This window comes from Paenibacillus sp. FSL R7-0204, from assembly GCF_038002225.1.
Classification (GTDB): Bacteria; Bacillota; Bacilli; order Paenibacillales; family Paenibacillaceae; genus Paenibacillus_AQ.
In genome coordinates this window covers 3420025-3432730 of sequence record NZ_JBBOCA010000001.1, presented here as the reverse complement: position 1 = coordinate 3432730, position 12706 = coordinate 3420025, and the positions used below count along the sequence as shown (strand labels likewise).

The 12706-nt window shown below is 53.9% G+C and carries 8 protein-coding genes and 1 pseudogene; 2 read left to right on the top strand and 7 right to left on the bottom strand.

What is annotated here, in order from left to right; all coding sequences use genetic code 11:
* Nucleotides 1-190: 190 nt before the first annotated feature.
* From MKX42_RS33430 to MKX42_RS15350, 3 genes and pseudogenes are all read right to left on the bottom strand, one after another.
* Nucleotides 191-308: pseudogene (locus MKX42_RS33430) on the bottom strand (RNA polymerase subunit sigma-70); the annotation flags it as partial.
* A gap of 32 nt (nucleotides 309-340) precedes the next feature.
* On the bottom strand, nucleotides 341-2080 hold the full coding sequence (locus MKX42_RS15355; RefSeq protein WP_340753238.1) for an ABC transporter ATP-binding protein: 1740 nt from the start codon (nucleotides 2078-2080) through the stop codon (nucleotides 341-343).
* On the bottom strand, nucleotides 2077-3822 hold the full coding sequence (locus MKX42_RS15350; RefSeq protein ID WP_445669323.1) for an ABC transporter ATP-binding protein: 1746 nt from the start codon (nucleotides 3820-3822) through the stop codon (nucleotides 2077-2079). Before MKX42_RS15350 ends, MKX42_RS15355 begins: the two co-directional genes overlap by 4 nt.
* A 154-nt stretch (nucleotides 3823-3976) precedes the next feature.
* On the opposite strand from MKX42_RS15350, the gene MKX42_RS15345 reads away from it, so the two are divergent.
* The gene (locus tag MKX42_RS15345; RefSeq protein WP_340753236.1) at nucleotides 3977-4846 is read left to right on the top strand and encodes a LysR family transcriptional regulator; all 870 of its coding nucleotides are present in this window, start codon (nucleotides 3977-3979) and stop codon (nucleotides 4844-4846) included.
* Between the two features lie 177 nt (nucleotides 4847-5023).
* Here MKX42_RS15345 and htpG read toward each other — a convergent pair whose 3' ends face one another.
* Complete coding sequence (gene htpG, locus MKX42_RS15340) at nucleotides 5024-6907, bottom strand: molecular chaperone HtpG (RefSeq protein WP_340753235.1); 1884 nt, start codon at nucleotides 6905-6907, stop codon at nucleotides 5024-5026.
* A gap of 229 nt (nucleotides 6908-7136) precedes the next feature.
* Here htpG and MKX42_RS15335 point away from each other — a divergent pair, with 229 nt between their 5' ends.
* Nucleotides 7137-7595, top strand: a complete 459-nt coding sequence (locus tag MKX42_RS15335; RefSeq protein ID WP_340753234.1) for an AraC family transcriptional regulator — start codon at nucleotides 7137-7139, stop codon at nucleotides 7593-7595.
* Between the two features lie 940 nt (nucleotides 7596-8535).
* Here the strand turns inward: MKX42_RS15335 and MKX42_RS15330 are convergent.
* The 3 genes from MKX42_RS15330 to MKX42_RS15320 are packed head-to-tail and all read right to left on the bottom strand — an operon-like array spanning nucleotide 8536 to nucleotide 12705.
* A complete protein-coding gene (locus MKX42_RS15330; RefSeq protein WP_340753233.1) occupies nucleotides 8536-9912 on the bottom strand; it encodes an MBL fold metallo-hydrolase in 1377 nt (458 codons plus the stop codon).
* The gene (locus MKX42_RS15325; RefSeq protein ID WP_340753231.1) at nucleotides 9909-11594 is read right to left on the bottom strand and encodes an ABC transporter permease; all 1686 of its coding nucleotides are present in this window, start codon (nucleotides 11592-11594) and stop codon (nucleotides 9909-9911) included. Before MKX42_RS15325 ends, MKX42_RS15330 begins: the two co-directional genes overlap by 4 nt.
* A 25-nt stretch (nucleotides 11595-11619) precedes the next feature.
* Nucleotides 11620-12705, bottom strand: a complete 1086-nt coding sequence (locus MKX42_RS15320) for an ABC transporter substrate-binding protein (RefSeq protein ID WP_340753230.1) — start codon at nucleotides 12703-12705, stop codon at nucleotides 11620-11622.
* Between the last annotated feature and the right edge of the window lies 1 nt (nucleotide 12706).

Genomic DNA, 12706 nt, shown 5'->3' with positions numbered 1-12706 from the left:
ACCATCTAAATATAATCTTATTTACAGAAAAACTATATTTTTCATAATTCACATAACGTTGATTTTTATCGAGTTGAATGAATTAAATCATTATACTAAAGGGAGGAACATCTGCTGCAGCACTCCGTCCTTCTAACTAACAAAAGCGGGTATTATCCTTAAATTAGGACGATACCCGCAATTTGTATTTACAACGAGCTGCAAAAGTAGCCAGCTTTGTTCCCTTGTTCAGGCGATAGCCTTGATAAACCTAATGCGCCAATGGAAATCATACCCTCCATATCTTCACCAGTGTTATCGATTTTTTTGAAATTGATGTACACGATGCACGGATCGTACCCTACACCGCCGTAAACTGGCTGTTGTACAAGCGGGCGTAGTAGCCTCCGCTCTCCAGCAGCCCGTCATGCGTTCCGCTCTCCACGATATCTCCATCCTTCATGAACAGGATGAGGTCCGCCTCGCGGATCGTGGACAGCCGGTGGGCAATGACGAAGCTGGTCCGGCCTGTGATCATCGCCAGGAAGGCCTTCTGTATCCGCGCCTCCGTCAGCGTATCAATGCTGCTGGTCGCCTCATCGAGAATGAGCATCGGCGGATCAACCAGCATGACGCGGGCAATGGTGAGCAGCTGCTTTTGGCCCTGGGAGAGATTATCTCCCGAGGTACTGATCTTGGTGTCATAGCCTTCAGGCAGGCGCTTGATGAAGCTATGTGCATTCGCGGCCTTGGCGGCTGCAATCACCTCCGCTTCGGAGGCCTCCGGCTTGCCGTAAGCAATATTGTCGCGGATGGAAGCCCCGTACAGCCAGGTCTCCTGCAGCACCATACCAAAATTGCGCCGCAGACTGTCACGGGTGATGGAAGTAATATCTACGCCGTCAATCCGAATCGTTCCGCTATCTACCTCATAAAAGCGCATCAGCAGGTTAACCAGCGTGGTCTTGCCCGCCCCGGTCTGGCCGACGATTGCCACGCGTGTACCCGGCTTCACCTCCAGACTGAAGTTCTTGATCAGCGGGCGCTCCGGTGTATAGGCGAAGCTTACCTTGTCGAAGGTAATTGTTCCCCGGCTGTTCTCCATTACATAGGCATCCGGCTGGTCCGGGGCCTCCTGCGGGAGATCCAGAATGGTGAAGATCCGCTGCGCCGAAGCTGTGGCGGACTGCAGTTGTGTAATAACGCCAGTAATCTCATTGAATGGCTTCGCGAACAGACTGGAGTAGATCAGGAAGCTGGACAGATCCCCTACGGAGAACAGATCTCCGATAACAAGCACACTCCCGATCATCGCAATCAGCGAGAAGGTGATATTATTGACCAGCCGCGTAGTCGGGTTCGAGAGCGAGCCATAGAATTGCGATTTCGTCCCTGTCTTGTACAGCTCATTATTCCGCTCGGCAAAACCTGCAAAGGAGCGGTCCTCGTAATGATAAGCCTGCACCACCTTCTGCCCGCCGACAATTTCCTCAACATAGCCGTTCAGCCCCCCAAGAATCTTGGCCTGTTCACGGAACAACTGCTGGGAGCGCATTGTAATGAAGCGGGCGACGAAGAAGGTGGCCGGAGCAGACAGCAGCACCACCAGCGTCATTATAGGGCTGATATAGAGCATCAGCCCTATGGCTCCGGCAATGGTTACGATCCCCGTCAGGAGCGTAGAGAAGCCCTGGAGCAGCCCGTCAGAGACGGCATCCATGTCATTTACGAACCGGCTGATGCTGTCGCCCTGGGGATGGTTATCATGGAACTTCAGGGGCAGGACGTCCAGCTTGTCAAACAGCTCGCGGCGCAGGTCATAGACCGTGCGGAACGCCAGCTTATTCGTGTAATAAGTGAGCAGCCAGCCGAAGAAGCTGCCGACCAGATACACACTGCCCAGGAACAGCAGCAGGCGCAGAATCTCCGGGAATTCCACCCGATCCGGCCCGATCATATGGTCAATGGCGCGGCCAATCAGGAGCGGCCCGATCAGGCTGGCAACTACGCTCAGGATCGCGCAGAAGATAGCTCCATACGTTATTTTCCGGTACTCACGGGTATATTGAAACAGACGTTTCCAGGTCATTGTACTGGTCATTGTATTGCCTCCTCGCTTGAGAGCTGTGACATGCAGATTTCCTGATAGACTGCGCAGCTCTCCAGCAGTTCCTCATGCGTACCGATTCCGGCAATCCGGCCTTCCTCGAAGACAATAATCTGATCGGCCTGCCTTACTGTGCTTACCCGCTGGGATACAAGCAGCACGGTCATATCTGTACTGTTCTTGCTTAGTGCACGGCGCAGTGCCGCATCCGTAGCGAAATCCAGCGCACTGGAGGAATCATCCAGAATGAGGATCGGCGGACGTCCCACGACAGCCCGGGCAATGCTCAGCCGCTGCTTTTGACCGCCGGACAGGTTATGCCCGCCGCGTACGACCAGCGTATCCAGCCCTTCCGGCAGCCGGGTGATGAACTCCTCAGCCTGGGCAACCGCCGCTGCGGCCATGATCTCATCCCGCGTAGCAGACGCCTTGCCCCAGCGGATATTCCCGGCAATCGTGCCGGTGAACAGCACCGCCTTCTGCGGCACGATGCCGATTCTGCTGCGCAGCTGCTCCAGCCGGTAGTCCCGTACATTTACACCCTCGACTCTAACTTCTCCTTCCACGGCGTCATAAAAGCGCGGAATCAGATTCACGAAGGTGCTCTTGCCTGAACCGGTACTGCCAATTAATCCTACCGTCTGCCCCTTAAGGATATCTACAGAGATATTTTCCAGGGCCAGCTCTCCGGTCGTGTTATAGCCGAAAGAGACATTGCGGAAGGAAATCACCGGCGCTGTACCGTCCGGCTTCGCAGCAGGTGCATGAGCAGGCACTTCAGCAACCGAAGCTGTCATCGCCAGCACCTCATTGATGCGGCTGGCAGACGACGAGGCTTTGGTGAACAGAATGACCAGATTGGAGACTACGATCAGGGCCAGCAGGATCTGGGTTACATAGTTAATGAATGCAATAATCTCACCCTGTGACAGACTCCCGGCTTCAATATGAATGCCGCCTACCCATAGAATGGCAATAATCGCCGCGTTTACTACCAGTGTCGTCATCGGTCCCAGCCAAGCAGAGATCCGTCCGACACGGATGGCCGTCTGCGTCAGATCCTCAGAGGCTTCATTGAAGCGCTGCTTCTCACGGCGGCTCTCGGCGAAGGCCCGGATCACCCGGATACCCGAGAGGTTCTCGCTGAGCACCAGCGCCAGCCGGTCCAGCTTCGCCTGATATTTACGGTACATCGGCGAGCTGCGTGTAATGATGAAGTACAGAATGACTCCGAATACAGGAGTAGCGGCAATAAGGATTAGCGACAGGCGGAAATCCAGAATCATTGCCATAATAATGGCCCCGATACAGATGAACGGCGCACGGATCACCAGCCGGATCAACATGGCTACCGCCACCTGCAGCTGGTTAACGTCGTTGGTGATCCGGTTAATCAGCGAGGGCGTGCCGATGACATCCAGCTCGGCATACGACAGCGAAGAAATATGCTTGAACATTTTATTGCGCAGCGTGGTGCCGAACCCCTGAGAGGCCCGCGCCGCATAATATTGACATACCAGGGAGCAGCCGAAGCCCAGAATGGCCATCAGCACCATCAGGGACCCCATCCGGTAGACATAGCTGCTATCCTGCTTACCAATTCCGTTGTTGATGATCAGGGCTACAATCGTCGGCAGCAGCAGCTCGAGAACCGCCTCCAGCAGCTTGAAAATCGGCCCGATTGTCACTTCTTTCTTGTACGGTTTTAAGAATACTGCAATTTTGCGCACATTCATCCTCACCTAACTTAGCGTAGTATGTAATCCCTCTTGAAAAAAACAAAAGACCCGTTATGATTATGTCATACCTGCTTACATATTCATAATATTGGTTTCGTATCTATCCCATATGGATAACATATGTCATAACCTTACAACGGGAGGCTGCACCATGGATATCCGCCAATTGAAATATTTCCTGGCGATTGCCGAGGAAGGACAAATTACATCGGCAGCAAGGAAGCTGCAAATGGCCCAGCCGCCGCTCAGCCAGCAGCTGAAGCTGCTGGAGGAGGAGCTTGGGGTCAAGCTGGTGGAGCGCGGACCGCGCAGTATCCAGCTGACTGATGCCGGAATCATTCTGCGTAACCGGGCCCAACAGATTCTGGAGTTAACGGACTCCACCGCCCGGGAGATCAGCGATTATGCCAAAGGGCTGAAGGGCAGCCTTACCATCGGAACGGTCTCCTCTTCAGGCGCTACCTTGCTGCACGAGCCGCTCACAGCGTTCCATAAGAGCTACTCGGGCGTAACCTTTGAGATCCATGAAGGCAACACGTTCATGATTATCGACCTGCTGAACAAGGGCATTGTTGAAGTGGGCATTGTCCGCACCCCGTTCAGCACCAGCAACCTGGAGTGTCTGTATTTCCATTCAGAGCCGATGATCGCAGTAATGACCGCCGATTATGACTGGGCACCCAGCCAAAGTGCTGCCCAGCTGGGCGAGCTGCAAGCCAAGCCGCTCATCATCTACCGCCGCTTCGAGCAGCTTATCCGCGAGACCTGTCTGGAGCACGGCTTTGAGCCACAGATCTTCTGTATGAACGATGATGCCCGGACCACGCTGCTCTGGGCCAATGCGGGTCTCGGGATCGGCATCGTACCCAAGTCGGCGTTCGAGCTGGCTAATCACAGCAACCTGATCTACAAAGAAATCCTGTGCGAGACTCTGCGTACCCGCGTGGCGGCAATATGGATGAAGGATAAGTATTTGTCATCTATGGCTACCAAGTTCATCGAGACCTTCAAGTCCATTTGAACCGGCCGTGCACCACTTCCAGGCTCCGCATTCAGGAGGATGTCCAATCCCGGCGGCATTCATCCGCAGGCTGCCCGGACGCCGTATTCCCTGATTAACGCAAATACCCCGCTACCAGTCAGCACCAGTAGCGGGGTTTGTTATTCTCTCAGGTCTGCGCCCGGCGATACGCCGGTGTTAGACCATGATTTTACAAATATCGTTCGTGAACTGCACCGGATCATTAACCTGCAGGCCTTCGATCAGGAGCGCCTGGTTGTACAAGAGGTTGGTGTACAGTCCCAGTTTTTCCTTGTCGCCCTCGGCCGCAGCCTTCAGTGATTTGAAGACATCATGGTGAATGTTGATTTCCAGCACCTTGTCCGCTTGCACATCCTGGCCGCCGTTAGGCATGGCCTTGAGGATTTTCTCCATCTCGATTGTCAGCTCGCCTTCGGTGGACAGGCAGACCGGATGGGATTTCAGCCGCTTGGAGGCTTTGACCGCCTTCACTTTGCCGGACAGAATGCCCTGCATGGCTTCGAACAATCCCTTGTTCTCATTCTCTTCCTCTTCGGATGGCTTATCCTCGGCACTCTCTTCAATCCCTAAGTCACCGCTGGAGACATTTCTGAACTCCTTCTCCTTATAAGCCATGATCATCTTGATTGCGAATTCATCGATATCATCGGTGAAGTAGAGAATCTCATAGCCCTTGTCCAGCACCATTTCGGTCTGCGGCAGCTTCTCAATGCGCTCTACCGATTCACCGGAAGCGTAGTAGATATACTTCTGGTCTTCCGGCATTCTCTCTACATATTCAGCCAGCGTCACCAGCTTCTTCTCCTTGGAGGAGTGGAACATGAGGAGATCCTGCAGCGTTTCTTTTTCCATACCGTAGTCGTTATAGACCCCGAATTTCAGCTGTCTGCCAAAAGACTTATAGAATGTCTCATACTGCTCGCGCTCATCCTTCAGCAGGCTCAGGAGCTGGCTCTTGATCTTGCTCTTGATGTTCTTCGCAATCATCGTCAGCTGGCGGTCATGCTGCAGCATCTCACGGGAGATATTGAGCGACAGATCCTCGGAATCGACCATCCCTTTGACGAAGCTGAAGTAATCCGGCAGCAGATCCGCACATTTGTTCATAATCAGCACACCGTTGGAGTAGAGCTCAAGACCCTTTTCATATTCCTTGGTGTAATAGTCGAACGGAGTATTCTCCGGAATGAACAGGATGGCATTATAGACCACCGCTCCGTCGGCACTGATGTGGATGTGCTTAAGCGGCTTGTCGAACCCGTAGCGCTTCTCGGCATAGAAGTTGTTGTAATCTTCTTCGGTCAGCTCTTTCTTGTTCTTGCGCCAGATCGGCACCATGCTGTTGACCGTCTGCTCTTCCGTCACATCGATGAATTCATTCTCGGCGCCTTCTTTGGGCTGTCTGCCGGTAATGTCCATTTTGATCGGGAAGCGGATGAAGTCCGAATACTTCTTAATGATTGATTTCAGACGGTACTCTTCGAGGAATTCATCGTAGTTATCGTCTTCGGTGTTCTCTTTGATCTTCAGCGTAATTTCGGTACCGACCGTATCCTTCTCACAAGGCTCAATCGTGTAGCCGTCCGCACCCTGGGATTCCCATTTGAACGCCTGCTCGCTGCCCAGCGCCTTACTGATTACGGTCACATCGTCCGCCACCATGAATGCGGAATAGAAGCCGACCCCGAATTGTCCGATGATGTTATGTCCGTCCTTGGCTTCATTATCCTTCTTAAAAGCAAACGAGCCGCTGTTCGCGATAATCCCCAGGTTGTTCTCCAGCTCTTCCTGGGTCATCCCGATGCCGGTATCGGCAATGGTTAACGTGCGGCTCTCTTTGTCAGCGGTTACTTTAATGTAGTAGTCCTCTTTATTGAACACCAGACTATCATCGGCCAGTGCCTTGTAATAGATTTTATCGATGGCATCACTTGCATTTGAGATCAGTTCCCGCAGAAAAATCTCGCGCTGCGTATAAATGGAGTTAATCATCATTTCCAGCAGTCTTTTAGATTCAGCTTTAAACTCTTTTTTAGCCATGAATAAATAAATCTCCTTTCAAAAGTAACCTTCGGATTGCGGAGCATTGTTTAGCACTCCACTCACTTGAGTGCTAACACTCCCTTTTATATACCATATTCTAGTTTTTGATGTCAACATCTTGCCGCCTAGGAAGCTCACAAAAAAAGCAATGCATTCTATTTTAGTCCATGTTAGCATTCGGGTTGTACTCCATTTGACCACTTAACCACAGAAAGGATAATGATTAATGATGAACATTCAGCTCGAAAGCATTCCCGTAACACGTATAGCTTATGTACGGCAGACAGGCCCCTACGGCCCCGGCAACGTTCAGGCGATGGAACAATTGAAGGGTTGGGCGCGTGAACAAGGCTTGCTTCAAGACTCGGCGGTGCTGTTCGGCATTCCGCAGGACAACCCTAAGACTACCCTGCCTGCGGAGTGCAGATATGATGCCTGCATCAGTCTGCCTGAGAATCCTCCCACCAGGGGCTCAGTACCTTACGGTGAGCTTCCCGGCGGAGCCTACGCGGTGGTAACCCTTCCGCATACGGCTGAAGCCGTCCAGCAGGCATGGGCTGAGATTCTCCCGTTCCTCAATAGCAGCGGCCATAAGCTTGATCCCGGGCGGCCGGTTATGGAGAGATATACTGAGGAGATGGTCCGCAGCCATCTTTGTGAGCTTTGTTTTCCTGTGCTAGAGTAAGGGAAGGAAGGTGCTTTGAAAAGCGGCTGTCCCGAAATCCATGATATAGCTACTTGGGGCTGCCGTTATTTTGGAACAGGATCAACGTAGGCGCTTAGGTGGACGCTCCGCAAACGGAACGTTGTTACAATCGCTGTGGTCGTAAGAATTTTTTTAATTCCCCTTAGCGGTGAAAATCCGGAGACCCAGGCGACCGCTAACGCTTTTTAACATTCGTTCCGTCCGCTCTGCTGTTTAAAGGGGATGCCGACAAAACTACCCTAACGGTCGAAGGATACTGGCGCCTCTTCACCTTCTGGTGACATACATCCAGCCCATTTGCCTTTTACACACACCTTGTTATCGATTTTCGCATACGTTCTGAAATGTTTCTTCCTTTCCTGGCGTTGCTCCGTCTATCTATCGCCATTTCTGAGCGTTTTCTCTCACCGACCGCTTGTATGAAGCAGCATTGTTGCGCATCTTGCAGGATTTCACTAAAAATGTTAGTGGCTGTGGTACATTGTTGCATCATTTGCAGGTCCGGTGCTCAGAGCAAGTTAGCGCTGGGGTGCTCAGAGCAAGTTAGCGCTGGCTTTGTTGCCTTTCATGCAGGATTTCAGCATCAGTGTCTTTTATCGGGCAGTATTGCTGCACTTCTTACAGGATTTCTCTACAATGTTACGGGCTGCGGAGCATGGGGCTCATCCCTCATTGTAACAGCACCTATTGTATTCGGATTTCCGCATACATTGGGTCGATTACCTCCGCACTGCCCAATGTGTTCGGTTTTCCGCCTACATTTGGCCCACGCGCCGCCCCCCAACAAATTGTGTTCAGTATTTGATATACATTCCGTTTTCTCATCAGAAGAAAATCATAACTTCCTAAAAACAAAAAAAAGGGCCACCTCTATAAGCAAAGTTCCCGCTTATAAGGCAGCCCCTTTTCATTCATCATTTCATAGGCCTTCCAAATCCAGTGTTTCTCCCGGCCCCATAGAATGCAGCGTGCAGCCAGTCAGCTGCCTGCTCTGGATTAAGGCTTCACGCAGCTTGTCGGTCTCCGGCTTCGCGGCATGAACCAACACGGCGTGCCGGACCGGAAGAGACTTCAGCATACGCTGCACATCTTCCCGGCCCTGATGCACCTTGTAGCGCAGCTTGAGCACCTCGCATACTCCATGCTGCCCCTGTTCTTGCAGGAGCTTGTAACCGAAGGTACCGGCGGCTACATGACCGGTGATCAGCACGGAATAGGTTGAGTGGGACGCCCACCTCGCATAGTACCAGCGGGACAAGGATGATTGCATCATGCCATCCGGTACGAACCACAGGGAAGGCCCGGAGCCTGACAGCAGCTCCTCCCGCTCCGCCTCGCTCTGCGGCATCGTCCAGCGGCGGGCAGCAAGAAAGTCTGCTATGTGATCCGCTGCCGAACACTCTCCAGTCCGCTCAGCGCTCCTTAGCCAGAACTGCGAGGCTGCCAGCCGCCTCATCCCCTCTATCAGCTTCGCTTCAACCACCATTGGCAGATCCGCCAAATGCTTCTCGGCCCACAGCATCATCTCCTGGCCGCGTCCGCCTGCCGGAACCGGGAGCAGCACCTTGCCTCCGCGTACCGCAGTCCTGCGAATGGCCTGCTCCAGCTGCCTCAGCTTATCCGACTGGGTCTCCCCGTCCATGCTGTAGGCCGCATCGGCAACCGCCAGATCAAGAACCTGGCCGCAGGACCAAGTCCTCAGCCTCTGCTCAAGGTCAGGGAGGCCCCCGGCTGCCTGTATTGCTTCAGCCGGGGAATCAGCAGCAAGCAACAGGGATTCCGCCGTATAGTCACCGGAATAGAAGATCGACCGCCCTTCCGCAGCGATCAGGAACCATACTGATCCCGCCAGATGCCCGCTTCGCCCCCACATGACCTGAACCCCGGGAATCAGTCTGAACCAGGACAGGCAGTTGCCCTCCTCTTCCAGATACCGGTAACGGATCGCTCGTTCATCTGCTTCAGTGTATGGCAGCTCATGGCCCTCACGGCTAATACTCGAACACCAGGATCGGAAGTAGGCATCCAGCTGCGCCCTTGTTTCCCGCGTTGTCCATACCTCCCCCTTGTAACCCTGCGCATACAGCAGCGGCAGCGCTACCGAATGATCCTCATGGGCATGGGAGAGCAGTACCGCATCCAGCAGGGCCGCCTGTCCGGGTTCGATGAGGGGATATTGTCCGGCTCCGCCTTTTTTGACGCCGCAATCCAGCAGCAGACGGTAGCCTCCTCCGCTCAGAAGATAAGCGGAACGCCCGTGTTCACCAGCCCCGCCCCATATGGTCAGCTTCGTCATGATCCCGTCCACTTTCTTCTGGAATTCAGCAGTTCAATGCCGAGCAGCAGCAGCACCGTCAAGCCAACCGATACCACCGCCATGGCCATGCCCAGCGATACCTGCCCCTGTTCAAACTGGGCAAAAATATACGTAGCCGAGGTCTGCATCGAAGGCGGCAGAATCAGCAGCGATCCGACCAGCTCCCGTACAGATATGGTGAAGGTCATCATCCAGCCTGCCAGCATGCCGGGCATAATGAGCGGAAGCAGAATCCGCCGCAAGATATAGAACGGGCCTGCTCCGCTGACCTGGGCCGCTTGAAACAGCAACCCGTTAATTTGCGAGAAGCTGGACTTCACATACTGCACCGTATAAGGAAGAAACAGCACCACATACGTAAGCACCACCATGCCGTAGGTGTTGTAGAGCGTAAAGGGCATCCATGGCGCATTCCAGAGCAGAATCAGCCCCACCACCATTACAATGCCCGGAACTGTATTAGGCAAAAGACTCAGCAGATCAATGATCCGCTGCAGCCGCGACGAAGACCGGCCGATGGCCAAGGCAAGGCCTGCTCCAAGCACGACAGCCACCGACGCTGCGGCCAGCGACAGCCCCAGACTGTTCCCAATTGCCTTCAGGCTCACCGAGCCCCAGGAGAGCAGCTCCCTGTAATGATCCAGCGTCAGATTGTCCAGCGACAGCCCGCCACCGCGCAGCTTCATCAGCGAGGCGGCAATAATCGAGAAATAGGGGATGCCTATGGATAATAGCAGCAGGGCAGCCAGATACAAGCCAGCGAGCCAGCCTGCACCCCCGCGCAGGGAATACGTCTTGGAGCGCTGTCCCTTGCCCCCCACCAGACGGTAAGTGAACCTGCGGCTGACGGCCGACTGCATATACCAGATGACTAGACAGACCGACAGCAGTACGGATGCGAGCGACGTAGCCTTGCCGAAGTCAATCGGCCAGCTGGAAATGTATTTATGAATCTCAGAGGTCATGACATAATAGCCGATCTTGCGGCCAAAGGTAGCCGGTGTTCCGAACTCCGCGATTGTCTTGACGAAGACGAGCATCACACCCATGCCATAGGCCGACAGCAGCAGCGGCATGATGATCCGCCGGAAGCGATAGCCTGCCTGTGCCCCGTGCACCGCTCCCGCCTCTTCCAGATTGCCGCCTATCCGAATAAGCGCATCCCGAAGCAGCAGATACAGGAAAGGGAACAGATGCATGCTCATAATGAAGACCATCCCCCAGAAGCTGAAGAAAGAATCACTTAACGCGCCCGCACCCGGAAGCCACTGCTGAAGATATCCGCCTTTTTGCATGAACAGAATCCAGCCCATGGAGCCGATATAAGGCGGGGTCATGAACGGAATCAGCAGAATCACATCAATCCAGCGGTGCAGCCCCATGCGGGTCTTAGCCATCATCCAGGCCAGCGGCATGGCAAGCAGCGTCGTTCCGGCGACTACACATAGTCCAAGCCATACCGAATTCAGCAGCACCCCGGACAGACTCTGTCCGGTGATCGTGCGGAGCGGGGCCATCCAGTCCAGCCGCTGATCCGGGGTAACGCTTTGCCAGAAGATGAGCAGGAGCGGAATGCCGATGCTGACCGCCAGCAAAAAGAAGGAGAGCAGCAAGCCCGCTCTCCGAAGTATCCGGTTACTGTCCATGGAGACTGGACTCATTGCTTTTCACCTCAACCTTAAGCCTTTATTTGTAAACTTCTGCAAATTTCGAAGCCGTCTCATTCCCGTGCTCACTCATCCAGGCCCAGTCCACCTTAAGCTGCGGGATGTCCTTCAGATTGGTCCGGTTCGAAGCTTCAATATCCTCGCGGCCCGGGATGAGATAAGCATCCGCCACCAGCTGCTGGGCTTCGTCGGACAACAGGTAATCAATGAAAGCCTTGGCATTGTCCACGTTCGTGCTTGATTTAAGAATCGCTGCCGGTCTCGGACTTACTACCGTGCCCTCCTCAGGATAGATAATATCCAGCGGCTCTCCCTTGGCTTTGGCCTTGTAGGCCATATAATCTACTCCTGCTGCCACAATACTCTTAGCTCCTGTAATCACCGGATCAAGCGCTTCCTGGTTCGCTCCAGCCATAGCAACACCGTTCGCCTTGTAATTCTTGAACAGCTCCCAGCCCTGCTCGCCGTTCACACTGAGATAGCCTGTAATGAAATCCAACGCCGAGCCTGACAGCGTCGGATCAGGAATGTTGACAGCGTCCTTCCACTCCGCATCTGCCAGCTCTGCCCAGGTCTTGGGCGGATTCGTTACCAGCTTCGTATTATAGACAATCCCCAGCGCAGAGGCGCTTGAACTGAAATAATTGCCTTCGGCATCCGACCAGTCCTGATTCAGCTTCCCCTTGTTGGCCGCTTCCGGGTAGGGCAACGTCAGACCGTCCGCCTTAAGCGCCTGTGCGGAGGGCAGAGAAGCCAGAATCACCACATCAGCTACCGGATTTGCTTTCTCCGCTTCCATCCGGGCCAGAATCTTGCCGGTTGTTCCCTGGAACATCTCCACCGTGAGGCCTGTCTTGGCCTTGAAGCCATTCACAATATCGTCTGCCAAGCCCTGCGGGCCAGCTGAATAGAGTACAAGCTTGCCGCTTAACGCAGCTGGTGTAGCTTCAGGAGATGGCGCAGCAGCATCCGTTGCCTCAGGTGTACTCGTGCCGGCCCCACCGGCACTGGTACTGTTGCCCGTACCACAACCCGCCAGACTCATACTCATCACAGCAGATACCAGCAGCAGTGCCCCTTGTTTACGCGGTTTGTTCCATTTCATG

What these genes read in the sequence shown, in the direction of transcription:
- MKX42_RS15350 (WP_445669323.1), bottom strand. Translation starts at nt 3,822, where the DNA reads ATGAATGTGCGCAAAATTGCAGTATTCTTAAAACCGTACAAGAAAGAA.
- MKX42_RS15355 (WP_340753238.1), bottom strand. Translation starts at nt 2,080, where the DNA reads ATGACCAGTACAATGACCTGGAAACGTCTGTTTCAATATACCCGTGAG.
- MKX42_RS15335 (WP_340753234.1), top strand. Translation starts at nt 7,137, where the DNA reads ATGATGAACATTCAGCTCGAAAGCATTCCCGTAACACGTATAGCTTAT.
- MKX42_RS15325 (WP_340753231.1), bottom strand. Translation starts at nt 11,594, where the DNA reads ATGAGTCCAGTCTCCATGGACAGTAACCGGATACTTCGGAGAGCGGGC.
- MKX42_RS15330 (WP_340753233.1), bottom strand. Translation starts at nt 9,912, where the DNA reads ATGACGAAGCTGACCATATGGGGCGGGGCTGGTGAACACGGGCGTTCC.
- MKX42_RS15320 (WP_340753230.1), bottom strand. Translation starts at nt 12,705, where the DNA reads ATGAAATGGAACAAACCGCGTAAACAAGGGGCACTGCTGCTGGTATCT.
- htpG (WP_340753235.1), bottom strand. Translation starts at nt 6,907, where the DNA reads ATGGCTAAAAAAGAGTTTAAAGCTGAATCTAAAAGACTGCTGGAAATG.
- MKX42_RS15345 (WP_340753236.1), top strand. Translation starts at nt 3,977, where the DNA reads ATGGATATCCGCCAATTGAAATATTTCCTGGCGATTGCCGAGGAAGGA.